Source organism: Rothia sp. HMSC069C01 (genome assembly GCF_001814655.1).
GTDB classification, from domain to species: Bacteria; Actinomycetota; Actinomycetes; order Actinomycetales; family Micrococcaceae; genus Rothia; species Rothia dentocariosa.
In genome coordinates, this window is sequence record NZ_KV817379.1 from 88,371 (window position 1) to 112,685 (window position 24,315).

Consider the following 24,315-nt stretch of genomic DNA (forward strand, 5'->3'; position numbering starts at 1 on the left):
GGTTGGGCTGACTTCCGCGACTCCACCTACACAGATTGGGCTGACTTCCGTAACTCCACCTACCAGGGCGGAGCTGACTTCCGCAACTCCACCTACACAGATTGGGCTGACTTCCGCGACTCCACCTACCAGGGCAGGGCTTACTTTAGCAGGTCTATTTTTTATAGTGAAACTTATTTTGGTAAAGACAAATACAGTAACAGCTTTTCTTGTTTTACAAACCGCGCCCCTCAATTTTATGACAAGAAGAACCGTAAGAATACGCTTTTTGGGTCACATAATAATGATTTCACAGTAGATATAGATAAAGGTTATCCTATTAATCTAGATTCCGAAGGCTTACCTCTTGGCTGTAAATTCCTTACTTCAGAGCAGAAGGAATACCTTGCAGATAAGTTCCAAGAAATAGAAAAAATAAATAATGAACTTCGTGAGATAAAAGACCCCAAAGAGAAAGCAGAACTCTCGAGAAAGCTGCAAGCTCTTAACAAAGAGCTCTATGAATGGTGGGAGGAAGCTACCACAGTAAAAGTGGAAGACGTAGCAGCAGAAGATACAGAGAGCTAATCAACCTGTAGAGTTTTGGGGACAGCTATTTCTTTAATAGCTGTCCCCAAAACTCTACAGCTCTCCCCTAGTACACGAAAATACCGGCGGCTTATGCATCCGCTCGTCCTTACTTCACCACCAAAGTTTTCAGGCTTAGTGGCGTACTAGTATCTTCACTAGATGTGCTCCAACCACATCAAAACCAGGACCTCACACAGAGCTCGATAAACCCCTGTGGCATATACTATTCATCTTCTTTGTAGACATAATCCTTGAAATAGTCAGGGTCACCGTCGCTGTCTAGCCAGAGCTCAAACCAGCCCAGGAAGTCCTGGCGTTCACAGCAGGGGCTAACGCCAACATCCGAAAAGCTCCACACCTCACCAGCGCACGGCCCGGCGGTGATCAGCTCATAGGTCATGCCGCATCCTTCATCCATGAGCTCAACGCCCTGGTTCCCCAGCTTATGTTCAAAGGACTCATCACTCAGCTGTTCTTCGTCCTCCTCATCCTCCCAAAGCCAGCCGTCCGTGAGCGTCATCGGGAGGGAAAGGTCTTTGCGCTCAATCTCTGCGAGCCGGTGAATGGAACCGGTGCTGATGTCCTCCGTCTCCGGGTCGTTCCAGCCGTCACCAACCTCTAGCAGAAAAAGCCGGTACGCCTGCGGCAGGCGGGTATTGCAGGCACTCTCAAAAGCAGCAATTTCCGTCTCCGAAACGGTAGGCCCCAGGTCGATATTCTTCTGAGCAACTTTAGCCTTAATACGCTCGATCACACTCGGGTATTCTTCAGGTGTATAGATGGGCACAAAAACTCCTCAAAATAGGTCATCGGTTTCACAGGGTCAGCGCGAGCCTTTGTACAAGCCACTGCACGCTGTTTTGTCTCCCAGCAGTCCTAAAGTTACGGGTGGACTATACCTTCACCCACCTGAAAAACATCTATGCCGAGGGAGAGCTGTTAGAAGAGCCAACCTGTCGGGATTTCCGACAGGTTGGCCAAGGTGTCAGGTAGGCTCAGCGCTCAAAACGCCTTTACTCCCCCACCAAAGTCTTCGGATCCAGCGGCGTGCTGGTGCCCTCCGCCAGGTGCTCTAGGCGCCTCAAGATTAAACCTTCGCGCAGTGCCCAGGGGGAAACACGCATCGTTTCGATACCGAACATCTCCATCGCAGCCTCAGCCGCCATCGCACCGGCGAGAACCTGGTCGGCGCGCATCCGGGAAACACCGGGCAAATCAGCGCGCTCGGTGGGAGCCATAGCCTCCATGCGGCGAGTCCACAGGCGCAAATCCGTCACATGCATTTCACGCTTCACATGCGGCCCCGCAGAATACGGTGCCGCCCCGCAAATACGCGCCAACGACCGGAACGTCTTCGAGGTGCCCACCACCATGTTCGGCTCGCCAAATGCCAGCAACCGCTGCGCCACCGGCTCAATCTGCTCGCGCACATACCTGCGCAGCCGTTTCGTCTGCTTCGGCGAAGGCGGCTGTTCATCAAAGAACTCGCGGGTCAGGCGACCGGCGCCCAACGGAACCGACATTGCCGCATCCGGCAGGGCATCCGTGCCCGTGGAGAACTCGAAAGACCCACCCCCAATATCAAAATTCAGGATGCGCCCCGCGCCCCACCCCTGCCAGCGGCGCACCGCGAAATAGGTGATAGCGGCCTCTTGATCGCCCGAAATCTCGCTCAAACTCACGCCGGTCTTCAACCGCACATACTGCAAAACCTCGGCACCATTACCGGCCTCACGAATAGCAGAAGTCGCGAAGGCGAGCAGGTCTTCGGCATTATTCTCAATGGCGAAATCGCGCGCAGACTTCACGAACTCGGTCAACGCGGCGCGGCCTTCATCAGAAATATCGCCCGACGGTGTCAAATACTGCACCAGCTGCAGCGGAATCTTATGCGAAGCATACGGCTCGGGGCGGGCGCCCGGGTGGCCGTCAAGCAACAACAGGTGAACAGTATTTGAGCCAACATCAAGAACACCGAGGCGCACGGCGCGCTCCTATCCCCCAGCCACCGCCGGGATAACGTACAACTTCATTAAGTGTGGCACACGTCGCCGCATGATGCGCGCAATCCACCGCCGGGTCTGCGCGAGTTCGCCCGTCACACATGGACGCACAGGCTAGGGAGCGCAAGTCGCGCATCCATGTAAATCTTGCCAAGCGCAACAATACGGATACGTAGCCCACGCTTTCGTGAGTAGCGCATCCGTATTGTTGGGAAGAAGAAAGGACTAGTCCTTCTTAGCCGCAGTCTTCTTTGCAGTAGTGGACTTTTTAGCGGTCGTTTTCTTCGCGGTACTCTTCTTGGCGGTCGTCTTCTTCGCCGCAGTCTTACGCTTCGCAGGCCCCTTAGCGCGCTTTTCGGCAAGCAGTTCGACGGCGCGCTCATGGGTGAGCGATTCGATGGTTTCCGAGCGCGGCACCGTAATGTTGGTAACGCCGTCGGTAATGTACGGCCCGAATCGTCCGTCTTTGACCACGATATTCTTTTCGCTGTTCGGGTCTACACCGAGCTCGGCGAGCGGGGGCTTAGCGGCGGCGCGTCCGCGCTGTTTAGGCTGCGCATAAATATCGAGCGCCTGTTCAAGGGTGATCGTGAAGATTTCTTCTTCAGACCCAATCGACCGCGAGTCGGTGCCCTTCTTCAGGTACGGGCCGAATCGCCCGTTCTGCACGGTGATTTCGTTGCCTTCCGCATCGGTACCGAGCACGCGCGGCAGGCTCAAGAGCTTGAGCGCATCCTCTAGGGTTACGGTCGCCAAATCCATCGATTTGAAGAGCGATGCGGTGCGCGGCTTAGCGGGCTTGGGTTTCTTCTTCGGCTTGGGTTTGCCGTTCTTGTAGTATTCGGTGGGCTGCGCATCCAGGTAGGCCTGAATCTGCTCCTCCGTCATCTCTTCGATAACTTCGGTGACGTAGGGGCCGTAGCGCCCGTCGCGGGCGATAATCTGGTTCCCGGAGGCGGGGTCGGTACCGAGCACACGCCCATCGGATTTGCCCTGCTCAAGCAGCTCTTTCGCCTTCTCGGCGGTCAGCTCGTCGGGCGCCAAATCGGTGGGAACGTTGGCACGCACGGGGTCAGATACCTCACCGGTTTCGGTATTGACGGTGCCTTCAGCCTCAAGGTAGGGACCAAATTTACCTACACGCAGCACAATGCCGTCAGCAATGCGGATCGAGTTAATATCGCGGGCATCAATATCGCCCAGATTATCCACGATCGGCTTGAGCCCGCGTTTCTTCTGCACCCCGCCGCCGAAGTAGAAGTCGCCCAGCCACTCCACGCGCGATTCTTCGCCGCGGGCAATGCGGTCAAGGTCTTCTTCCATCTGCGCAGTGAACTCGTAGTTCACGTAGGGGCCAAAACTGGTTTCGAGCAGGCGCACCACCGAGAACGCGGTCCACGAAGGCACGAGCGAACCGGAACGCACCTGCACATAGCCGCGATCCATAATCGTTGAAATCACGGCGGCGTAGGTGGAAGGGCGCCCAATGCCCAGCTCGTCAAGAGTTTTCACGAGCGAAGCCTCAGTGTAGCGTGGCGGGGGCAGGGTCTCATGCCCGGCGGCTTCAAGTTTTTCGGCGGTGAGCGAGTCGCCCTGCGCGAGCGCGGGCAGGCGTTTCTCGGCGTTCTTGGCGTCGCGTTCTGCCAGGCGGGTTGCGTCTACACCTTCCTCATAGGCGGCAAGGAAGCCGCGGAAGGTGATGACAGTGCCGGATGCTGCGAACTCGGCATCGCGCCCGTTGGATGCGGTTGCCCCTAACCGCACGGATGCGGTCGAACCGGTGGCGTCTGCCATCTGCGAGGCGATGGTGCGCTTCCAGATCAGCTCGTACAGTCGGTATTCGTCGTTGGAGAGCGTGCCGCGCACGGCGTCGGGGGTGCGGAAGGCGTCACCTGCGGGGCGGATTGCTTCGTGCGCTTCCTGCGCGTTTTTGCTCTTGGAGGCGTAGGTGCGCGGCGCGGAGGGCACGTATTCGGTGCCGTAGAGTTCGGAGGCTTGGCGGCGTGCCGCCTTCACGGCCTGGTCTGAGAGTGCCACCGAGTCGGTACGCATATAGGTGATGTAGCCGCTCTCGTAGAGGCGCTGGGCAACCTGCATGGTCACGCGCGATGAGAAGCGCAGCTTGCGTGCCGCCTCCTGTTGCAGGGTTGAGGTGGTGAACGGCGCAGCGGGGCGGCGTTTATAGGGTTTGGTTTCGACCGAGCGCACCGAGAAGGGAGCGGCGGTGAGGGCTTCGGCGAGGGTGCGCGCATCCGCTTCTGAGAGGTGGGTGACCTTAGTGGAAGTGAGGGTGCCGTCGTCGGCGAAGTCTTTACCGGTGGCAACTCGGGTGCCGTCGACCGCCACAAGTTTGGCGTCAAAGCCCTCGTTGCTGGTGGTGATGAAATGCCCGGTCAGATCCCAGTAGTTGGCGGCGACGAAGGCCATGCGTTCGCGTTCACGTTCAACAACGAGGCGGGTTGCCACGGACTGCACGCGGCCCGCGGATAGCCCGCGACCGACCTTGCGCCACAGCACGGGTGAGATTTCGTAACCGTAGATACGGTCAAGAATGCGGCGGGTTTCTTGAGCATCGACCAGGTGCAGGTCAATATCGCGCAGTTCCCCGAAGGCGCGTTCAATGGCTTCGCGGGTGATTTCGGGGAAGGTCATGCGGTAGACGGGAACCTTGGGTTTCAGAACCTCTTTGAGGTGCCAGGCGATCGCTTCACCTTCGCGGTCACCATCGGTTGCGAGGTAGAGGGCATCAACGTCTTTGAGTTTGCGTTTGAGTTCGGCGACTTTTTTCTTTTTGTCGGGGTTAACCACATAGTAGGGGTCAAAATCGTCGTCGATATTGACCGCGAACTTGCCGACCGGGCCCTTTTTCAGGTTTTCGGGCAGTTCGGAAGGCTGCGGCAGGTCACGAATATGTCCCATGGACGAATCCACCAGAAATTCGTTTCCTAAATAACCGCTGATAGTCTTCACCTTCGATGGTGACTCAACGATCAGCAGCGCTTTTCCGTTCTTTGCCTTGGTGGGCACGGCTCTCCTCATAATTGTGTGGTGTAGATGCGATACAACAATAGCGCACATTCTGGCGGTTACGCCTATTAGGTGCGCTTATCACGCATGTGTCTTATCACGTTTTACAGCTTGTGTTTGGATTAAGGGTGTGGATGCAACGATACCAGTTATTATGCACGTCTGTATTAAGTTGGCAACCGTAGATATGGGTCTTAGGCGAGCTGGCGGGCGAAATTAGTTGTACGGAAAATACCCTTCGCCCTGGGCGGGAAGAAGCGGGTATTCCCGGCCGTACACTTTGCGCGGCACAATGCGCACCCACTGCATGAGGTGCCCGCTTTCGTAGTGGCGCAGACCGAAAGTGTGCACGAGCGGCGGGGTCATTTCGGGCGGCAGCCAGTGCGCCACGCCCTGCACGATCACGGAGCGGATGCCGTTCTCTAATTCCTCGTCGATTTCAAAGGAGACGCGGCGGCTCATGACCACGGCGGAGAAACGGTCGCCGCGGGTGGTGCGCAGGTAGATTTCGTGGTCGGCTACCCCGTAGAGGACCGGCAGCACGTCTACAAAATTGCCGTCGGTGAGCACGAGTCGCCCTAAATTGTTGGCCTGCAGGCGCGCCCAGCAGTCTTCGGCGCTCATTTTCTTGGTGGTGTCTGGGGTGTCTTGCATAGTCATTCTTTTAGTGTAGGGGTTTCTTCGTGCCAAAATTTGTGATGTTCGGCGCGGCAAAGGCGTGTTTTACGGGTCCGCCGCTGGGGTGCCGGGGGTCAGCTGTTTTCGTCTGCGAAGTGCAGAAAACTTTTTTCGATGAGTTCTCGAATAGCGACCAGCAGGGTGTCACGCGGATGCTCGTTCTCGGTGCCGAAGGCGGCGCACGCATCCGGCGTGTAGTCTTCCCAGCCGAGAAGCACGGCGAGCGCACCTAAAATCTGCCCGATGCTCAGCTCGCCGTCGCATGCGGAGACGAATCCGGCGGTTTCGGTTGAGAGCAGAATTGTGCGGCACAGCCCGGATCCGGCACGCAGCAGAATCACGTTTGGATGCTCGGCGCCGGGGCGGCCGTGGCGTTCTTCGGTCACGTCTTCGGCGAGAACGAGGTGGGTTTCGGCGAGCGCCTGATCGGTCAGGGCGGTGAGGCGGTCGAAGCGTGCCACGGCCTCGGTGATGCTTTGCGCGATGGGCTGGGCTATGGGGTAGGTGATGTCCTCGAACCGGTTCAGGGGTGCGGTTTCGGTGGTGTGTGCCGGGCGGCGGAGCCAGAGCATCCCGAACCCAATAGAATGAACGTTCCGGTTTTTAAAGTCGTCGAGATAGGCTCGGTAGGTGTTCTCGTAGTGGTCACGGTCGCGGTTTTCGCTCGCGTCTTTGAGCCAGGTTTCCGCATAGGATTCGGGGGTGAGCACTTCGCGCTGAATTACCCACGCTTCGCTCGGAGTGCCGGTGGCTGATTCGGCGAACCAGGTGCGCAGGCGAGCATCCCAGGGCTGCGCCTCGCCTGTGTTGTCGCGGTGAATTTCCCAGTTGCCGAGCATCTGGGCGCGCCCGCCGGGCACCAGAACCTCGGGGATGCGCCGAATGAGCGTGCTGACAATATCGTCGCCGGGCAGCCCGCCGTCACGGTACGTAAACTGGTCGTCGCTGCTTTCGTCTGCGCGGCGCGGGGTAATGACGAACGGCGGGTTCGAGACCACAAGGTCAAACTGCTCCCCCGCCACGGGCTCCAGCAAAGAGCCTTGTCGAAGGCTGACGCGTGCTTCAAGGTTCTGCGGGTCGAGTTTCAGGGCGGGGGCATTCAGCAGCAGGTTAAATCGGGCGAAGGCGAGGGCGCGCGGCGAAATATCGGTGGCCGTCACGTGGTCTGCGTGGGCGAGCAGGTGGAAGGTCTGAATACCGCATCCGGTCCCCACGTCAAGGGCACGCGCCACGGGGGTGCGCTCGGTAATCTGTGCCAGGGTTAGGGATGCCTGCCCGATACCCAGCACGTGATCTTTGCGCAGCACCCCGGGTCGCTGATGCGCCCCCAAATCGGAGGCCACCCACAGCTCGGTGCCGTCGTCAGCCGAATGCGGTCGCAGGTCAAACACGGCGCGGTAATGCGGCGCTTCGCCGGGGTTCTCGGGGGTGCAGGTATTTTCTGACTCCGCCGGTTCCACGAGGTTTGCCGCGATAAAGTCGTTAAGCGCGGGTTCGCCGCCGAGCGCATCGGCAAGTTCCATGCGGGTTAGAGTGCGTGCGAACAGGAAAAACCCGATCATGTGCGCCAGGCGGCGGTCGGGGTCGGTGGTGTGTGCATCATCAAGGATGTTCTGTACCCGCCAGGTGCCGGGCACAACCTGGTCGCGCGCCATTGCCTCAAAAGCGCGCTCCCCCAGCAGGTCACGCACCCCGTCGTAGCTGTAGTTAAGCCTCTCAAGGGCGCCCCGGATGCGCTCAAGCCGGGCGGTATCGTCGCTTATGGGGGTGTCGGGGATGCGGGAGTACAGTTCATCAGCCATACTCCCCATTCTAAGCGCCCCGTTTCTTAACGCCGCGAGCAGGTGGTTTTTGGTCGAGCAAGTAGGAAAATACTACCTGCTCGTGTTATTCCCACTCGATCTTGGGGGCGGGACTCCGCTATGCCTTCACCGTCAGCGCAGGTTTGATGTCCTTCACAATGGATTCGAGCATCCGCAGGTTGAAGTCCACGCCCAACTGGTTCGGCACGGTCAACAGCACGGTATCTGCCGCCTGAACGGCAGCATCACGGGCGAGTTCTTCGGCAATCAGATCGGGTTCGCCAATATAGCTGCGCCCAAACCGCGAGAAGGTGTTGTCGATAATACCGGTGTAATCCTGCGAATCTTCCTGCGCGCGACGACCAAAATAACGCGCCGAATCGGCATCAATAATCGGGATCACCGAACGCGAAACCGAAACACGCGGCACGCGGGTATACCCAGCCTTGACCCATTCCTCGCGGTAAAGGCGAATCTGCTCTGCCTGCTGCTGATCGAAAGGCACACCTTTATCTTCGAGCATCAGCGTTGAAGACATGAGATTCAGCCCCTGCTGTGCGGTCCACACGGCGGTGCTGTCAGTTCCCGCGCCCCACCATATGCGCTCGCTCAGACCGGGCGACTGCGGCTGCACGGGGGCGTACTTGCCCTGCACCCGCGCGGAGGGTGCCATGCCCTCACCTCGAATAGCCTTCATAAAGATGTCGAGGTGACGGCGTGCCATCGCACTCTCATCTTCACCTTCGGCGGGGTAATAGCCGAAACTCTCGAAACCGCGGATAACGGATTCGGGCGAGCCGCGTGAGACACCCAGCTGCAGGCGCCCGGCAGAAATCAGGTCGGCCATCGCGGCGAGTTCGGCCATATACAGCGGGTTCTCGTAGCGCATGTCGATCACGCCGGTACCAAGCTCAATGCGGCTGGTTTTAGCGGCGATAGCAGACAGAAGCGGGTACGGGGTTGCCTGCTGCTGATCGAAATGGTGCACGCGGAAGAAAGCACCGTCTAGGCCAATGTCTTCGGCGCCTACCGCCAAATCGATAGCCTGGTGCAAAGATTCGGATGCGCTGTTCACGCGCGAACCGGGAATTTCGGCCCAGTGCCCAAAAGAAAGAAAACCAAGTTTTTTCTCTGTGCCCGGCTGTGGTTCAAGATTTTGTACCGCAAGTTCGGTTTTCTGAGTGTCTGATGCGTTCATTGTTATGCCTTTCGTATTGCCCTACAAGGGGTATTTCCTCGTGTATGAGCATTCAGCATACAATTATTTATTTTACAGAGCAAGCTTTAAATAATATGAGTAAAACCACTTATATAACTACTAGTCAATACGCTTTTCGACATAAAATATATGCGACATATTAGGTAATGATTCATTTATATTTTTTACGCGCAATACTTACCTCAAGGTAACGAATGTGCATTTCTTCTATCCTTAGCATATCCATACCTCGTTCAAATCTTTTATGTATAAGACCCCGGCAGAAAAACCATATGATTCATTATTTTCTAGGCACAGGTACTACAGACATTGCTTTTGTCGTAACTGCTTGCCTCAGATGACGTGAATCCGGGAGCGATGGTTTGTCGCGAGCCTGCCGACAGGTGTTTCCTGGAAAACACGCTTTATGATTCTTTACTCGCCTTGCGCTCATACCATTTCCCTACGCCCCACCACATCAGCGGCGTAAACGCCACCGCGATCAGCCAATACACAAGCCAGAAGCTACCCTTCAGGCCGGTCACAAAAATCCCGGCGATAAGCAAAGCCACCGCTATCAGACACGCCGCCACGCATTTTCTCAACTGCTGAGCGCTGCTGACCGCAACCCCCTCCGGGGCGGAGCCAGAGAATTTCCTGTCGAAAGCGTGAATAATACTCCGACCAAAAACGATTGAGAAAGCGATATAGAAGGCCGCGAATCCGTGCATAAATTCTGCCGCGCCACTCTGGCTCAGCGTGATATAAGAAAACACCAGCAATAACAGATCGATCACCGGGGTTGCCACTAATAATACGATTCCGGTTCTGGGCATCTTCAAGGTATAACGAAATACGCAGCCTAACACCAGGCATGCCCAAAACATCGCTTCAGCGACAACGGTGGCAACAAGCATCGATTTCCCTCATATACTGGCGGAAAGGTACGTAAAGTTTAGCATCAGAATAAGTTTTTATGATGTAAATCGAACGTATTTTCATAACTATACTTTGGTACTCGGCTCTTCAAGATGCACCTGAATTTTAGGAAATACTCGATATAAGACAGGTCATGACATAATGGCAACGCTCTGTCACAGTGGATCTCGCTGACCATGACGTCACGGCGCGGAACTCGTAGCCTAGAAGCATCTACACCACTGTGGGGCGCTCGAATCCTGTTCAGATGCGAGCGCCCCACAGGTACACCCGACCTCAATAATTTTTGGGCGGACCGCTGCTGTTTTACTTAAGAGCGCAGGTCTGCGGCGGTATAGTGGGTGGATGCGTATTTGGTCTGCCCACCCGTCCCTTCTTGACCGTCGCGCCCTGATCGCGTGCTGGCGTGAGAGCCTGCTTGCGCAGAAAGTGCTGCGCGGGCTCACCCGAGGGTACACGAATCACCCGCAGCTCATTCGGTTTCGTGCGCATTCTCAGCCGGTAGAGGCTATTGGGTCTTATCTGCATGGGCTCGCCGATGAGGCGCATCTGCGCGGGTACTCCTTCAACCGTTCGCTGATCGCCGCTGAGCGGGGTAAGAACCTGAGCTCTATTCCCGTGACCGAGGGTCAGCTTGCCTATGAATTGAGCTTTTTAGCGCACAAAGTTGCCGGGCGAGATGTCGATTGGGAGCCTATTCTTACCGAGCGTCTCGCGAAATTCACCCAAGCCGGTAAGCCCGCGGTGCACCCCGTGTTCGCGGTGATCCCCGGCGAAATAGAGGCTTGGGAGAAGACCAAGGAGTTCTAGTCGGAGCGCTTTATGCTGAGGCAGGAACCTCTAGCAGCGGAACCCACAGTTCCATCGTGTAGTCTGCCGCCTGCATATCGCCGCGACCGTACACCTCCAGGCCGCCTAGCGGGCGGTACTGCGGATGCGCCGGGAAGAACTCACGCTCAAAGCTCTCAAAACCTGCCGGGATAGACCGCGAAATCGGCCCGGTAACCTCAACCACCGCGTAGGTGCTCGCAGGAAGTTCCAGCAGCCCCAGCCCAAGTTTATGTGCCGAGGCGCGGTCATCAACCAAAATACCGGCCGTGTAGCGCACGAAACCGTCGGTACTGGGCTGAGTGCACACGCCAATGTACTGGGTGACCGCCAGAATATCGAGCATCGCCGGGGATGCCTTCTGATTCAGCTCATCCCACAGCGGCGTGAAATCGTCCCCCAGCTTATACACCTGGGATACTCCCGCGACCAGCAAAGAGCCGTGTTTCTCAATGCGCGCGGGTGAAACCGTCACGGGCGCCTGTACGGACTCGCTCATGAGATACCAGCGTGGGCGCTCTGGCGATCAGCCGCGCATTCGGGCACGCAGCGGCGTTTCGCATCATCGGTGGCGCACTCGGGGCACAGGAGCACAAGTTCGCGGCAGCTCTCATTCGAGCAGTTCTCAAATTTATTAGACGGTGCCGAGCAACGCTCACACTGACCGATCGTGACGGTATCCGGGGTGAACTCCATGTGCATGCGCTTATCGAATACGTAGAGCGAGCCCTCCCACAGGGACTTATCGCCGTATTTTTCGCCGTAGCGCACAATACCGCCGTCGATCTGGTAGATCTCTTTAAAACCGCGGTTTTTCATGAGGGCAGAGAGGATTTCACATCGAATACCGCCGGTGCAGTAGGTGACGACGGGCTTATCTTTCAGGTCGTCATACTTACCGGATTCGATCTCGCGAATAAAGTCATGGGTGGTGCGAACATCAGGCACCACAGCGTTCTTGAACTTACCGATTTTGGCCTCGAATGCGTTGCGTCCATCGAAAAAGACGACTTCATCGCCGCGTTCTTCTACAAGCTTGTTTACCTCTTCGGGTTTGAGGTGCACGCCACCGCCAACCACGCCGTTTTCGTCTACCTTGAGCTCGTCGGGAGCGCCGAACGCCACGATTTCATCGCGCGCTTTGACCGAAAGACGGGGAAAGTCTTCGGCGCCGCCCTCAGACCATTTGAATTCCATGTTCTTGAAGCCGGGGTACTGGCGGGTTTCTTTGGTGTACGCCTTAACCGCGCTGATTTCGCCGCCGAGCGTGCCGTTAATACCGTGTTTGGAAATGAGGATGCGCCCGCGCAAACCGAGCTTCTCGCACAGGGCACGCTGCCAGAGCATGACCGCCACGGGGTCGGTTATGGGGGCAAACTGGTAATACAAGATAATTCGATTCTGAGCCACCCTCCTATTTTACGCTTTCTGGGTACATCGTGTGTGCCGTGGCGGCGGAACTCGTCCCGTAACGTGGCCGATAATCCCTGTTCTCCCGCGGGATGCGCCCGCGATGATGGATTGCATGTGGTTTCTTCACCATGAGGTATGTCTCGTCGTTTTTCTGCCCCATCGCACCGGCTGGTTTCGCCATTTTCTGGTAGCGAATGCCTGCCTGCTGGGGTGGATGGAACATACCGGGCGCCCTGCGATTGCCCACGCCGGTTTACCGTACCCGAGGTTTTACAATGGTGTGATGCGCCCCGAACCTTCCTGCGACTCCCCGGCTGATGAGCACCCCGGGTTCTCCCCTGCCTCGCGCCCCGACGAGAACCTTCGCGAACAGCTGAGCAGGCTTATGCCCAAACTCCCCGGCGACGGTTCGCTGCCCCCGCAAATCACTCATGTGCACCGCATTCCCGCACGTGAAGGGCAGTATTCGCCGTGGCCGCACTGGCTGCACCCGCGCGTGATTGAGGCTTTCGAGTCGCTGGGCGTGCACGAACCATACACCCACCAGGTGCAGGCGGCACAGGCAGCGCATTGTGCATTCGATGCTGCACTCACCGAAGACGCGCACCGGCTCTCCTTCGGGCTAGCAGCCGGGCAGGGGCACGATGAGCCGGGCACAACGGCGCGGCACGTGATTGTAGCGACCGGTACCGCATCCGGAAAATCGCTGAGTTACCTCATGCCCGCCTTCGATGCTCTCTACCGCGGGGCGCACCGTGAACCGCTCAGCACCACGGCAGCGGATGCAGGTTCCACAGGTTTTCATCAGAGAGCGAACGTTCTATATATTTCACCGGCACGGGCACTCTCAGCCGACCAGCTCAACGCCATCACCGCCTACCACCTGCCCGGGCTCAACGCCGCCACCTATGACGGCGACACCCCGGCGCAGGAGCGGCGGTGGGTGCGCGAACACGCTAATTTTGTGCTCACCACCCCGGATATGCTCAACTACGGGATTCTGGGTAACCACCGGCAATGGGCAAACTTCCTGCGCGGGCTGCGCTATGTGGTGCTTGACGAAGTGCACAGCTACCGCGGCGTGTTCGGCGCGCATATCGCCAATCTGCTGCGCCGCCTACGCCGAGTCTGCGCGCTGTACCGGGTGAGCCCGGTATTCTACGGGGCATCCGCCACGAGCGCGAACCCTGCCGAGTCTTTCGCCAAGCTCATTGGAGTGCCCGAGGGGAACGTTGACGCGATTACCGCATCGACCGCACCACGTGGAGAATCCACCGTCATCCTGTGGGAACCGGAGTTCCTGCCCGATACGCAGGTGACCGATAAGCTCGCCGCCGGCGCGAGCGCCTTCGACACCCGTTCCGAGGCGGAAAAGCAGGCGCCACAGCGTATCTCCGCTATCGAACAGGGCGCCCAAATGCTCACCGACCTGGTACTCTCACGCACCCGCACGCTTGCCTTCACCCGGTCGCGGCGCGGTGCCGAGCTGATCTCCCAGCGAGCGCAGCGCTACCTTGACGAGACCGAGGCGGGGCTGGCGCATCGGGTGGCGGCGTACCGTTCGGGGTATATGCCCGAGGAACGCCGTGAGCTTGAGCATCGGCTGCGCACCGGCGAACTGCTCGGGCTGGCAAGTACCTCTGCGCTTGAGCTGGGTATCGATATTTCCGGGCTGGATGCGGTGCTCGTGGCGGGCTGGCCCGGAACCCGCGCATCCTTTATTCAGCGGATTGGGCGTGCCGGTCGCGGGGGTCAGGATGCGCTCGCTGTGCTTATCGCCGGGGACGATCCGTTGGATACGTACCTGGTGCATCATCCGCAGGCGATTTTTGGGCAGAGCGTGGAGGCTACCGTTTTCGACCCAACGAACCCTTACGTGCTTTCGCCGCATTTGTGCGCTGCCGCGGCGGAGTCGCCGCTGCGTACCGAGGAGCTTTCGCTGTTCGGCGAGCATACTGAGGCTCTGCTTAACCGGTTGGTGCAGCAGAATTATCTGCGCCGCCGGGCGGATGGCTGGTATTGGACGCACGCGGAGTCGGCGACGAATCTGGTGGATCTGCGTGCCACCGGCGGTGGTCCCTATCAGCTGATTGATGCCGAGGATGGTTCGCTGATCGGCACGATGGATTCGGCGCAGGCGATGACTCAGGGTCACCCGGGGGCTATCTATATTCACCAGAACGCCCAATACCTGGTGGAGTCCTTGGATGAAGCGGCGCGCGTTATTCTGCTCTCGCGAGTGTACCCCGACTATTACACGCGGGCGATTGAGGCGACCGAGGTGAAGATTCTGCAGGAAAAGGCGGGTGTGCGGTACGAGTTCGACGGCGCCCAGCCCGGTGCTGCTGGTCTGACGATGCATCGCGGGCGGGTTCAGGTGACCGATCAGGTTATGGGCTTTCAACGGTTCTCGGTGTACGGCAGTGAGTACCTGGGCGATGAGCCGATGGAGATGCCGCCGAGCATCCTGATGACCGAGGCTATCTGGTTTACCTTCGAGCCAAGTTACCTGTTTGCCGCCGGTGTGACCGAACCCGATGCACCCGGCACCCTGCACGCCGCAGAACACGCCGCCATCGGTCTGCTACCGCTGATTGCGACCTGCGACCGCTGGGATTTAGGCGGACTCTCCACCCTGTACCACGCCGATACGGAACGCCCCACCATCTTCGTGTACGATGCAGCACCCGGCGGAGCAGGCTTTACCCAGCGCGGGTTTGAGGCGGTTCGCACCTGGCTGGGCGCAACCCTGGACGCTATTGATTCCTGCGGATGCGAGAGCGGCTGCCCCTCCTGCGTACAGTCCCCCAAATGCGGCAACCGCAACGAACCGCTCTCCAAGGCGGGCGCACAAAACCTACTGCGGGTAATGCTGCACTCACTCGATGACGCAGAACGGGACATGCTGTAAGGCTAGAGCATTCCACGAGGTCTGACTAACACCTCCTATCGATCTCATCAGCCGGATTTTATGGGCTTTTCGGTTCTTCAGCAGATCGGTCAGAGGGAGCGTTTTCGGGAATCTCGTCGCCGGATAATCCCTCATCGGGTGCACCCTCCCCAGAGTCCGGATGCGGCGCACCGGCACGCGATGTACCTTGCGCATCACCGAGGAAAGCGAACGGCCCGTGCACGGCAGAGCTCACCCGAATATCCACGGTTTCGGGGCGGTCCGCGAGGGCGCATCCCACCAGATTGGCGTTATTATCGCGCGCTATCTGGGCGGCAATTTCGCAAGGGTCCCCAGGGGTGATGCCGCGCAGCGCATCCGCCGCGGCGAGCGCCGCCAGGTCTGCCGCCTGCGCCGCCCGCCGATTCGCCATGCTTACCCCGGCAAAACCGATGATGACGGTTGCCAGGATCAGCAGGGCGGCGATAATGCCTACCGCGAGTACGGTGCCGCTCCCCTCCTCCGGGTTTTCGGTCGGCTGTGGCCGATCAACCGCCTCGCACTGCGGTTTGGCAAACGGCGGCACGCATGCATTCCAGATGAAACTGGGCGTGACCATGTTTATTCGCCACCAGCCGTCGTGGCGTTATCCGAGCCGCCCTCAACCCGTGCGGTCGCGGTGGCCTGCAGCTTCCAGCCGGTTACCGAGCCGATAACCCCCGGCGCCGCACGCTCCACCTGAACCCGCACCTGCCGCGCCCCCGATGTTTCTTCCACGGTCTGCACCTGCAGGTTAATACTGGGGTCTATCCGCGAAACTTCATGCTGCACGGCGGCGAGGTTGTCTCCCCGCGCGAAGGCACGCGCCGCGACTCGCGAGGATTCTTCGAGCCGCGACTGGGCTATTCCCACCGCTGCCGCTGAGAGACAGAGCGCAAGCACCGCGATCACGGCGGGCAGAGCGACCGCGAATTCGGCAGTCACGGCGCCCTCATCACGTGCGCGTAACCGCCAGGCGCGCATCATGCGGTGTATAAGCCTCATAGACGTTCCTTTCGTGGGGTTTGGGCAGCTCTCGCGGTTTTCACGGGTAGTACCGGTTTAGAAAAGCCCAAAGGTCAGCCCTGAACCGCCTGTTGCAAGGGCGTTCTTGACCATATCTACGAGCATGCCGCGAATCTCGTCGGACTTGAGAATGGCGACCAGCAGACCGGCAAAACCGACGGCGGCGAGCATTACGATGCCGTATTCGGCGGTGCTGGCGCCCTCCTCCGGGTCGTTTTCGTCCGCGTATTCAACCTCGTCGGTGGGTGAGGTCATCTCTTGCAATTCGGTATCTTCGCCCTTACGAATTTCCGCGAAAAGTTCCTCGTGCTCGCTCAGGGAACGGCATTCTGCGGCGCATTCCTCAAGGGTGCAGCCGGCGGCGAGCGCCTGCGCCAGCTGCTGAGCAAGATGCGGTTCAAGCTGCTGCAGGTACATGTTCGTATATTCGTCGAGTGCCTGTCCCAAAAGTACGGGGTTCTCTTCCGTGTGGGCATAGGATTCAAGGCATTCCTGAATTCCCTTGTGCATGGTGTGCAGAACGGGAGCAGAGTGTACAACAGTCATCGTTGTTTCCTTTCATATAGTGTTATTTGATAATTTTTGTGGGTAGATTTGGTGCAACGTGTCTCGGGGTGAAGCCCACTGGATTCAGGCCAGCAGCCCCGGTAAAAGCGAGATCACAATCGGTATGATTCCGCAGCAGATAAAGGCCGGAAGCGAGCACAGCCCCAGCGGCAGAACCAGCGCCACGGCAAGTTTTGCGGATGCGCGCTCTGCCGCCCGGCGCTCTTCAAGCCGATATGTTGCCGCGCAGTGCCGCAGCAGTGCCGAGCTGGGTGTTCCCGCCGAATACGCCGGTGCCAGGATCCGAGCCAATTCCCGCAAGAGTGGATGGTCGTAACCGTCCCAGGCGGCCTGCCAATCGGCGCTTACCGTCAGGGTCAAGGTGATGTGCTCAAGCGCATCACTTATTGCCCGTTCTTCATGCGCGAGTGCCCGGCCAAGAGCCTGTAAGGCACCGGTCAGGCCGAGCCCCGCACGCAATTGTGCGGCAAGAAGCTCAAGCATCAGTGCCGGATCCAGCGGCTCAGTCTCTGCAGAACCGCTAAACCCTGCCAGTTCTTTCTGCGGTTTCTTTTCTCTTCGGCGCCGCCTAGTTCCTTGAGCGCGGGCATTCTTCTGCGCGGGTTCCTCGGCCAGCACGGAGCTGCGTTCGGCCCGGTGCACAAGCCGAGCCGTCCAGCGCCTCCCAAGAAGCGCCAGCGTAATGCCCAAAAAACCAGTCAGCAGACCAGCCAGCGAACCAGTCAGCGCGCCGACGGGATCCGTTCCCATCAGCCAGCCCATCACCAACCCGATAAACGGCAGCCACGACAGTATCTTGCCGGTCGTTTTCGGTCCCGTCAGCGCACTTTCTCGCCCAAGAAGAGCATCCAGGTGTTCTTCGGCGTGTTCGGCTGCAGCCCGTAGGGTCTGCGCCAGAGGTGCGCCGGTGGTTTCGTTCATGCGTAAGCACAGGCCGAGTTCGCGGATGCGCTCCCGGCTGTGTGCTCGCCGCGCGCTAAGGGCGCCCAGGGTTGTTCCCGCCGCGAAACCAAGCTGTTCTTCACGGGCCAAAATGTCTAATAGCTCGTCAATATCGTCTTGAGTTTGCCGGTATGCCCGCTCGCGTCTGCTGCCCGTCAGCCGGTGCAGCGCCCGGCGAAGGAGCGAGGACTTTTCGGGTCCGTTCCCATCAGCGTTCTCCGTTTCCCGACTTTGTGCTGCGGAACCGTGAACCGTAAAGCCGTCAACACCAGGCGGATGCCGGGTACGGTTTTCAGCCGTTGCCTCGCGCAGGCTCAGACCCGCATCCAGGGTTGCAGATATACCGCGCAACGCTTGCGGCCATAGACGCATCTCGGTTGAGGTTGGTGGAGTCGACGGGATAAGCCTTTGAAACCGTGTCTTTAGCCGAGGCTGTGTTGTGGCGGGCAGATACTCGCCAAATGCCATGCTGTCGTCTGCGTTTTTACGCGCCTTTCTCTGAGACGAACCGGCGGCGCGCGTCTTATGATCCACCATCAGGCTCATAGTTCCTCTCCTTCCTGGCTACTACGGTCGGTTTGTTCCCGTGGTGCGGTTGTGTAGGGCGGAACATCAGAATCGGTGCGAACCCCGGGGTCGTATCCATAGGTACATGCGGTCGGTGTAGTCTGCGTTTCGGGGGTTGCGCCGCGGTGTTCGTGTGCGGGCTGCGCGGTTGCCGAGCGTGCATGGGCAGCGTGCCTATCCGGTGAAATAGCGTCCCTGGGAGAGCTCGGCGGTAAGTTTTCCCCGTTACCCTCAGGTAGGGCGCCACCCGCCGAATTGTCTGCCGTTGAGCCTTCGTCCGCCAAGAGTTCACCCGCAGGCTCAGGCCCGCACGGCGTTACCACCAGCGCATCCTGGCGCAGGTCAAGCCGGTAAATTCCAGCAATCCGCCGCACGCCCTGCACCTGTTCCAGGTGAATAATGCGGTCAAATGCGGTAGAAGCGTGCAGGGCAACGGTGCGTTCATCCAAACCGGCGAGCGCGCCCAGCGCGGCAAGACGATGCGGCACAGCAAACGCGGAATTCGCATGCAGCGTTGTACCTGCGCCCTGGTGCCCGGTGTTCATGGCGTTAAGCAGGTGCAGGATTTCAGAGCCGCGACACTCCCCCACCATAAGCCGATCCGGTGCCATACGCAGAGCTTGCACCAGCAGGTCTCCCAACGTGATCTCTCCGGCGCCTTCGGCATTCGCGGCACGGGTTTTGAGGCTCACCGTATGCGGATGCTGCGGGCTCAGTTCCGGGGTATCTTCCAGGATCATGAGGCGTTCCCAGGCTTCGCATTCGCCCAAAAGCGCGTTGAGAAGCGTGGTTTTTCCGGTACCGGTTCCCCCGCTGACGACGAAGTTCTGCCGCCGCGCAATCATGGTGCGCAGGGCTTGCTCGGTCGCCGCATCAAACATGCCGCTTTCGCGGAGCGCGGTAAGTGTCAAACAGCTTTGGGCGGGCAGACGAATAGACAGGTGTGTGTTCTCGACCAGCGGCGGAATGACCGCGTGAATACGCCGACCGGAGTTGTCGTGCACGTCGTCCGCCGGATGCGCCGCATCAAGCCTGCCGCCATGCGCCCTAATGAGACGGTTGGCGAGTTGGCGTACCTGCGCCTCAGTCTCGAAGGTGAGGGTTACCGGTTGGGTTTGTCCGTGCGCCTGAACCCACACATCCTGCGGGGAATTCACGTAAATATCGGTGATTCCGGGAATATGTGTGAGAGTTTCAAGCGCACCCAGACCGTAAAGTTCGGCGTGCAGGCAGGATAACGCACGCGATACGAGGTCGGGCTCGTGCCCGACGGGAAACTCGTGGTTTTCGTCCCCGTACATCTCCTCTTCGCAAGCCTGCTGCACCGCTAACGTTAGGTCTTTACTCGACCACAATCGGGGATTTTCGCCGTCTGCCGAAGCAGCGGGTGAAGCATGCTCGGTCTCGGCGTGCGGGCTGGGCGGGCGAGCCAGCAGGTAGGTGAGGGCATGCCGGGCGATGCGCCGCGCGCGGTGATCCTCAAACACCGGAATAGGCGTGAGCCCCAGGCGCTCTCTCGTCTCGGCTGAAAAATCGGGTGCCATCAGCTCTTGAGGCGGCATGCAGGTGCCAACAATCGAGAGGGTTTCGGGCGGGGCATAGTTTCCGCAGGTGACGAAGTCTGTTTGCTCGGGGGCAAACCCGTCGGTGCCTGCTGTCTCGGCGCTATTCGATCTATAAGCGCTGTCGGCACCGCGAGAGAATGCTCGGAAAACGCCGTGTTCTGCCGTTTGGGTGCGAAATACTGCCTGGGGTGAAGGAGGTAAAGCTGCCATACCCCTATTTCACAGGTTTTCGCGCATGCGCACGGCAACCGAGCAGCAGACTGTGGATAACTTCGCCCTATGGGACACTTTTACGGGGTATCCACAGGGCAGGAGGCCATTCCCGTACCATCTCTCCGCCCGCCCAGCGTGCACACCGCGCTTTTATGTCGCTCTATGACGCGCCGCGCACAGCATAACCCGGTACACAGGTTCGTTCACCGTCGCCTTCGCATATTCGGGGTTCTCTCACCGATAATAGGAATGTGTACATTCTCGTTGTTCCCCTCGATGCGCCCGCCGGCGGTTCGGTCATTCCGCTGGATGCGCATCCCGCGCGTGCCCACACGGTCACGGGAACATCGGGGCATGGTTCCCCATCCTCCCCCGCTTTTTGGGGAGTTTTTCACGTCGAATCTCTCGCCCCGGCGCAACTGACCGGCATGCACACGAAGCTCAATATTCTGCGCGCCGACCGCGTGAGTACCGGAAATCTGCCCGCCTATGTGCGCGAAGTTGAACGCCGCTCTGACCCGCGCATTAACCCCGAGTCGAAGCAACCGCACGCACGCTGGATATGGGCTGACACCCGCACGATTGCGCCTATTCTGCTGCGCAAAGGGGTGCGAGTTCAGCTGTGCCACGATATGCGCCTGGTACAGCGAATTTTGCTCACCGCGAGTACTCACCCGAGCGGGCATGTTCGTTATGAACCCGTTCTCGACCTGGCGCAGGATACTGTCGAAAAACCTGCGGGTAAGCTGCCCGTCGCACGCCAAATTGCCGGTCAGGGCGAGCTTTTCGGGGACGACTTTTTGACGGCGGCGGAAGAAAATACTGTATCTGGTCATAAGGCGGCGCCCCCAACGCTGACATCGGCGGATACCGAGCTGGTGCACCGGCATCTTGACGAATTTACCGCGCAGCTGCGGGCGATCGCCACCGGTGCGCATCCCGAAAGGCTGCGGTTATTGGCGGCGGCGGAATCGGCAGGGTCCCTGGTTGCGGCAGAAATCGAATACTACGGAATTCCCTTTGACACCGCCGTGCATGATGCCCATTTGACTGAGATTTTGGGCCCGCGCCCGCCTGAAGGCGAGCATCCCGCCAAGCTGATGGAGCTTGCCGAGCAGATTCGTGCCGACCTTTTCGCGCCCCATCTGAATCCAGATTCCCCGCAGGAACTTTTACGCGCGCTTCACGCCGCCGGGGTGAACGTGCCCAGTACCCGCTCCTATGTGCTCAAGGGCTGGGCTGAGGAGACTGCCACGCAGCGGGAACGGCGGTGGGCGCTCATCGAGCCCATCCTCAGGTACAAGAAGCTGTACCGCATCTTTACGGCGAACGGGTGGTCTTGGGCGGATTCCTGGGTGCGCAACGGTCGTTTTCGCCCGCATCTTGAAGTTGGAGGCGCCGCGACCGGGCGGTGGGGCGCATCCGGCGGCGGGGCTCTGCAGCTTCCCGCCGAGATCCGTTCGTCAATTCTAGCGCCCGAAGGCGAGGTTTTTCTCGTTTCTGACGGTTCGCAGATTGAGCCGCGCATCCTGGCGGCGCTCAGCCACGACGAGGCGCTGGCATCGGCGGGCCGCGGCACCGATATGTATGCGGGAATCGCCGAACTCGCCCGGCTTGAGGGCGTGGCGCTCACCGAACGCGCACAGGCTAAGGTGGGGCTTCTCGCCATTATGTACGGCGGGCGCAGCGGAGAAATTGGGGCGCTGCTGCCGCATGTTGCCAAGCTTTTTCCGCGTGCGATGGAGTTTACGGAACGTGCGGCGCGCATCGGCGAGGTCGGCGGGCAGATCACCACCTTTTTGGGGCGCACCTCACCCGCCCCAGACGAACGTTTCAAACGGACGGTCGCAGACCGTTCTACCCCGGCGGCGGAGTCGCGTGCTGTCTCACTTTCGCGCTCTTACGGGCGTATGACCCGCAATTTTGTGGTGCAGGGCACGGCTGCGGAATGGGCGCTGTGCTGGATGGGCAGGGTGCGTTCGCGTCTGCTGACCGAGACGGTTTTCGGCATGCCCATGCGCACCAAAATTGTCTATTTTCTGCACGATGAGCTGCTGCTGTGCGGCCCCAAGCTTGAGGCGGAGCGTGTCGAGAGGATTCTGCGGGAGTCTGCTGCAGAGGCGGCGCGCCTGCTTTTCGGGACGGTGCCGGTGGAATTCCCGGTCTCAGTGACGGTCACAACCAACTATGCCGAAGGTAAATAGGTCCACGCCGCCTACGCTCGTTTCTCTTCCCTCCCGCGAGCCTTTAGACACCCGCCAACGGCTGCTTACCCAGATGCGGGCGCAGGTTTAAGTACCGAAGCATCCCACGGTACTGTCCAGGTGAGCGCATCAAAAATCTTATCGAGCACGATCGCGGTGAACCCCCACACGGTGAACTCGACCCGCGCATCACCGCTAGAGTGCACGACCTCAAACGCCGGGGTTTTATGGGTTATGCGCCCGCGCTTCACATATGCCGTATGCCGGTTGGCGGGGTTGAGCAAATCTCGCACGGGCACCCGCGCAATCAGGGCAGACTCGTTCGTATCGACCACGCCAACCCGCGTGGGTGAAGCCCACCACCCCAGCACCGGGGTCACCCTGAAATCGCTCACGGCAAGCGGCAGGGTCGGCAGCTCCCCCAGAATTTCAACACCCGCAGGGTCAAGCCCGGTCTCTTCCACAGCCTCGCGCAGGGCGGCGATGCGCCCTACCGGAACTCCCTGCTGGCGCGCCAGTTCGTAATCCTCGGGGTCGATTTTGCCGCCCGGGAATGCAGGCTGACCGGCGTGTGAGCGCAGAGTATCCGCCCGCACCAAAAGCAGAACGTCCAGGTTCTCTCCCACACACTCTGGGCATCCGTCAAAGTCTGCGGATGCGCTCGGTTCATCATCGAGTACTCCGAAGAGAACGAGCACTGCTGCCTCTTTGGAGAGCGTACTATTGGGCGCGTACCGCATGAGGGAGTCTATCTTGAAATCAAGTTTTCCTGCGGCAAGGTTCGCGAGTGCATTGCGGGCTTGTTCGGCGGCGGTGTTCAGGGTGTTAAGCACTCAGCGGGTATCCTTCGGCGTGCAGTTGGCGGCGTGTGGCACCGGTGAGGAAGCGCAGATGCAGGCGTTCACGACCGGGTGCCATTTCATATTTCATGAGTTTACGTGCTTTGGTTTCGTCCGTCTCGCCTTCACCCCAGGATGGGCACAGGTCGGCGATGGGGCAGACCCCGCAGGCGGGTTTGCGGGCGTGGCAGATGCGCCGCCCGTGGTAGACCATGCGGTGTGAGAAGTCGGTCCATTCGCGCGGTTCGATAAGCTCGGCAACATCGTGTTCGATTTTGACGGGATCGTCTTCGGTGGTGAATCCCATGCGCCGCGCGAGCCTGCCGAAATGGGTATCGACGGTCAGCCCGGGTACCCCGAAAGCGTTGCCGAGTACCACGTTTGCGGTTTTGCGCCCGACTCCTGCCAGTTTTACCAGTTTATCGAGTGTTCCGGGCACTTCTCCGTCGTAGTCGTCGGTGAGCTGGCGGGCGAGTTTGACGATAGATTTCGCTTTGGCGCGGTAGAACCCGAGGGATTGAATATAGGGTTCGACATCTTCTTCGGTGGCTGCGGCGAGGGCAGGCGCATCCGGGTAGCGGGCGAAGAGCGCCGGGGTTACTTGATTGACGCGCACATCGGTAGTTTGCGCCGAGAGCACTGTGGCGATCAGCAGTTCAAAGGCGTTCGTGAAGTCGAGTTCAGCCACGGCGTAGGGGTAAGTTTCACCCAGGATGCGGTTAATTTTGCGGGCGCGGCGCACGGTGGCAAGGTGACTTTCGGGGGCTTTGGCGAGTGCTTTCGCGCGGCGGCGTGCCGCCTGTGCTGCCTCAAACTCGGGCACGGTGCGGATGCTTAGCAGCTCACGTTCTTCTTCGGTGAGCTGTAGCTCTGGGGCTGTGTCGGTAGTGCTTTTCGGTGCGGATGCGCTCATAGCGCGAGCCTACCGTTTTTTGTCTGCTTTTCCCAGCTAGGGGTACCGAAGTTCGCCGTTACCGCACGGTTTCTGCCGCTTTTGAGCGGGTA

Annotated in this window: 21 protein-coding genes; 4 read left to right on the forward strand and 17 right to left on the reverse strand. The window is 59.3% G+C overall.

Features of this window, described 5'->3' with window-relative positions; genetic code table 11:
• A partial coding sequence (locus HMPREF2981_RS00990; protein WP_210398806.1) for a pentapeptide repeat-containing protein occupies positions 1 to 567 on the forward strand: 567 nt, incomplete at its 5' end.
• A 226-nt stretch (positions 568 to 793) separates the two neighbouring features.
• On the opposite strand, the gene HMPREF2981_RS00995 is transcribed toward HMPREF2981_RS00990, so the two are convergent.
• From HMPREF2981_RS00995 to HMPREF2981_RS01025, 7 genes are all read right to left on the reverse strand, one after another.
• Positions 794 to 1,357: an SMI1/KNR4 family protein gene (locus HMPREF2981_RS00995; protein WP_004005450.1), complete on the reverse strand. Its 564-nt coding sequence runs from the start codon at positions 1,355 to 1,357 to the stop codon at positions 794 to 796.
• A 226-nt stretch (positions 1,358 to 1,583) separates the two neighbouring features.
• Positions 1,584 to 2,555 (reverse strand): Ppx/GppA phosphatase family protein, encoded by a 972-nt coding sequence (locus HMPREF2981_RS01000; RefSeq protein ID WP_004005451.1) that lies wholly within the window; start codon positions 2,553 to 2,555, stop codon positions 1,584 to 1,586.
• A 243-nt stretch (positions 2,556 to 2,798) separates the two neighbouring features.
• Positions 2,799 to 5,600 carry a type I DNA topoisomerase gene (topA, locus tag HMPREF2981_RS01005; protein ID WP_004005452.1) on the reverse strand — a complete coding sequence of 934 codons (2,802 nt, stop codon included), beginning with the start codon at positions 5,598 to 5,600 and terminating at the stop codon, positions 2,799 to 2,801.
• A 216-nt stretch (positions 5,601 to 5,816) separates the two neighbouring features.
• Positions 5,817 to 6,254, reverse strand: coding sequence for a pyridoxamine 5'-phosphate oxidase family protein (locus HMPREF2981_RS01010; RefSeq protein ID WP_238382334.1), 438 nt, complete (start codon positions 6,252 to 6,254; stop codon positions 5,817 to 5,819).
• A 98-nt stretch (positions 6,255 to 6,352) separates the two neighbouring features.
• Positions 6,353 to 8,080 carry a DUF7059 domain-containing protein gene (locus tag HMPREF2981_RS01015; protein WP_004005454.1) on the reverse strand — a complete coding sequence of 576 codons (1,728 nt, stop codon included), beginning with the start codon at positions 8,078 to 8,080 and terminating at the stop codon, positions 6,353 to 6,355.
• A gap of 118 nt (positions 8,081 to 8,198) precedes the next feature.
• Positions 8,199 to 9,278 carry an LLM class flavin-dependent oxidoreductase gene (locus HMPREF2981_RS01020; RefSeq protein ID WP_210398807.1) on the reverse strand — a complete coding sequence of 360 codons (1,080 nt, stop codon included), beginning with the start codon at positions 9,276 to 9,278 and terminating at the stop codon, positions 8,199 to 8,201.
• A 425-nt stretch (positions 9,279 to 9,703) separates the two neighbouring features.
• Positions 9,704 to 10,195 (reverse strand): hypothetical protein, encoded by a 492-nt coding sequence (locus tag HMPREF2981_RS01025; RefSeq protein ID WP_070522179.1) that lies wholly within the window; start codon positions 10,193 to 10,195, stop codon positions 9,704 to 9,706.
• 367 nt (positions 10,196 to 10,562) lie between these two features.
• Between HMPREF2981_RS01025 and HMPREF2981_RS01030 the strand changes: the two genes are divergently transcribed.
• Entirely contained in the window at positions 10,563 to 11,027 is a 465-nt protein-coding gene (locus tag HMPREF2981_RS01030) for a pyrimidine dimer DNA glycosylase/endonuclease V (RefSeq protein ID WP_048754221.1), read from the forward strand.
• A gap of 10 nt (positions 11,028 to 11,037) precedes the next feature.
• On the opposite strand, the gene HMPREF2981_RS01035 is transcribed toward HMPREF2981_RS01030, so the two are convergent.
• The 3 genes from HMPREF2981_RS01035 to HMPREF2981_RS10505 are packed head-to-tail and all read right to left on the reverse strand — an operon-like array spanning position 11,038 to position 12,681.
• The gene (locus HMPREF2981_RS01035; protein WP_037235796.1) at positions 11,038 to 11,544 is read right to left on the reverse strand and encodes a GyrI-like domain-containing protein; all 507 of its coding nucleotides are present in this window, start codon (positions 11,542 to 11,544) and stop codon (positions 11,038 to 11,040) included.
• Positions 11,541 to 12,455, reverse strand: coding sequence for an oxygen-dependent tRNA uridine(34) hydroxylase TrhO (locus HMPREF2981_RS01040; RefSeq protein ID WP_004005468.1), 915 nt, complete (start codon positions 12,453 to 12,455; stop codon positions 11,541 to 11,543). Before HMPREF2981_RS01040 ends, HMPREF2981_RS01035 begins: the two co-directional genes overlap by 4 nt.
• A 4-nt stretch (positions 12,456 to 12,459) precedes the next feature.
• Complete coding sequence (locus HMPREF2981_RS10505; RefSeq protein WP_083313834.1) at positions 12,460 to 12,681, reverse strand: hypothetical protein; 222 nt, start codon at positions 12,679 to 12,681, stop codon at positions 12,460 to 12,462.
• 162 nt (positions 12,682 to 12,843) lie between these two features.
• Here HMPREF2981_RS10505 and HMPREF2981_RS01045 point away from each other — a divergent pair, with 162 nt between their 5' ends.
• Positions 12,844 to 15,369, forward strand: a complete 2,526-nt coding sequence (locus tag HMPREF2981_RS01045; protein WP_070660395.1) for a DEAD/DEAH box helicase — start codon at positions 12,844 to 12,846, stop codon at positions 15,367 to 15,369.
• A 58-nt stretch (positions 15,370 to 15,427) separates the two neighbouring features.
• On the opposite strand, the gene HMPREF2981_RS01050 is transcribed toward HMPREF2981_RS01045, so the two are convergent.
• From HMPREF2981_RS01050 to HMPREF2981_RS01070, 5 genes are all read right to left on the reverse strand, one after another.
• A complete protein-coding gene (locus HMPREF2981_RS01050; protein ID WP_070660020.1) occupies positions 15,428 to 15,967 on the reverse strand; it encodes an Rv3654c family TadE-like protein in 540 nt (179 codons plus the stop codon).
• 2 nt (positions 15,968 to 15,969) lie between these two features.
• Positions 15,970 to 16,392, reverse strand: coding sequence for a TadE/TadG family type IV pilus assembly protein (locus HMPREF2981_RS01055; protein ID WP_070660024.1), 423 nt, complete (start codon positions 16,390 to 16,392; stop codon positions 15,970 to 15,972).
• Positions 16,393 to 16,449: 57 nt separating this feature from the next.
• Positions 16,450 to 16,959, reverse strand: coding sequence for a DUF4244 domain-containing protein (locus HMPREF2981_RS01060; protein ID WP_070660026.1), 510 nt, complete (start codon positions 16,957 to 16,959; stop codon positions 16,450 to 16,452).
• Between the two features lie 84 nt (positions 16,960 to 17,043).
• Positions 17,044 to 18,468 (reverse strand): type II secretion system F family protein, encoded by a 1,425-nt coding sequence (locus HMPREF2981_RS01065; RefSeq protein ID WP_070660030.1) that lies wholly within the window; start codon positions 18,466 to 18,468, stop codon positions 17,044 to 17,046.
• Positions 18,465 to 20,264, reverse strand: coding sequence for a TadA family conjugal transfer-associated ATPase (locus tag HMPREF2981_RS01070; RefSeq protein ID WP_070660034.1), 1,800 nt, complete (start codon positions 20,262 to 20,264; stop codon positions 18,465 to 18,467). The genes HMPREF2981_RS01065 and HMPREF2981_RS01070 overlap by 4 nt, the downstream gene beginning before the upstream one ends.
• Before the next feature lie 254 nt (positions 20,265 to 20,518).
• On the opposite strand from HMPREF2981_RS01070, the gene HMPREF2981_RS01075 reads away from it, so the two are divergent.
• Positions 20,519 to 22,471, forward strand: coding sequence for a bifunctional 3'-5' exonuclease/DNA polymerase (locus HMPREF2981_RS01075; RefSeq protein WP_070660036.1), 1,953 nt, complete (start codon positions 20,519 to 20,521; stop codon positions 22,469 to 22,471).
• 65 nt (positions 22,472 to 22,536) lie between these two features.
• Here the strand turns inward: HMPREF2981_RS01075 and HMPREF2981_RS01080 are convergent, their stop codons facing one another.
• A complete protein-coding gene (locus HMPREF2981_RS01080; RefSeq protein ID WP_070660039.1) occupies positions 22,537 to 23,304 on the reverse strand; it encodes an NUDIX hydrolase in 768 nt (255 codons plus the stop codon).
• Complete coding sequence (gene nth, locus HMPREF2981_RS01085) at positions 23,297 to 24,223, reverse strand: endonuclease III (RefSeq protein ID WP_070660042.1); 927 nt, start codon at positions 24,221 to 24,223, stop codon at positions 23,297 to 23,299. The genes HMPREF2981_RS01080 and nth overlap by 8 nt, the downstream gene beginning before the upstream one ends.
• Positions 24,224 to 24,315: the final 92 nt, after the last annotated feature.

Coding starts and splice junctions, on each gene's coding strand:
- HMPREF2981_RS01010 (WP_238382334.1), bottom strand. CDS start 6,254: ATGCAAGACACCCCAGACACCACCAAGAAAATGAGCGCCGAAGACTGC.
- HMPREF2981_RS01015 (WP_004005454.1), bottom strand. CDS start 8,080: ATGGCTGATGAACTGTACTCCCGCATCCCCGACACCCCCATAAGCGAC.
- HMPREF2981_RS01020 (WP_210398807.1), bottom strand. CDS start 9,278: ATGAACGCATCAGACACTCAGAAAACCGAACTTGCGGTACAAAATCTT.
- HMPREF2981_RS01025 (WP_070522179.1), bottom strand. CDS start 10,195: ATGCTTGTTGCCACCGTTGTCGCTGAAGCGATGTTTTGGGCATGCCTG.
- HMPREF2981_RS01030 (WP_048754221.1), top strand. CDS start 10,563: ATGCGTATTTGGTCTGCCCACCCGTCCCTTCTTGACCGTCGCGCCCTG.
- HMPREF2981_RS01035 (WP_037235796.1), bottom strand. CDS start 11,544: ATGAGCGAGTCCGTACAGGCGCCCGTGACGGTTTCACCCGCGCGCATT.
- HMPREF2981_RS10505 (WP_083313834.1), bottom strand. CDS start 12,681: ATGTTCCATCCACCCCAGCAGGCAGGCATTCGCTACCAGAAAATGGCG.
- HMPREF2981_RS01045 (WP_070660395.1), top strand. CDS start 12,844: ATGCCCAAACTCCCCGGCGACGGTTCGCTGCCCCCGCAAATCACTCAT.
- HMPREF2981_RS01050 (WP_070660020.1), bottom strand. CDS start 15,967: ATGGTCACGCCCAGTTTCATCTGGAATGCATGCGTGCCGCCGTTTGCC.
- HMPREF2981_RS01055 (WP_070660024.1), bottom strand. CDS start 16,392: ATGAGGCTTATACACCGCATGATGCGCGCCTGGCGGTTACGCGCACGT.
- HMPREF2981_RS01060 (WP_070660026.1), bottom strand. CDS start 16,959: ATGACTGTTGTACACTCTGCTCCCGTTCTGCACACCATGCACAAGGGA.
- HMPREF2981_RS01065 (WP_070660030.1), bottom strand. CDS start 18,468: ATGAGCCTGATGGTGGATCATAAGACGCGCGCCGCCGGTTCGTCTCAG.
- HMPREF2981_RS01070 (WP_070660034.1), bottom strand. CDS start 20,264: ATGGCAGCTTTACCTCCTTCACCCCAGGCAGTATTTCGCACCCAAACG.
- nth (WP_070660042.1), bottom strand. CDS start 24,223: ATGAGCGCATCCGCACCGAAAAGCACTACCGACACAGCCCCAGAGCTA.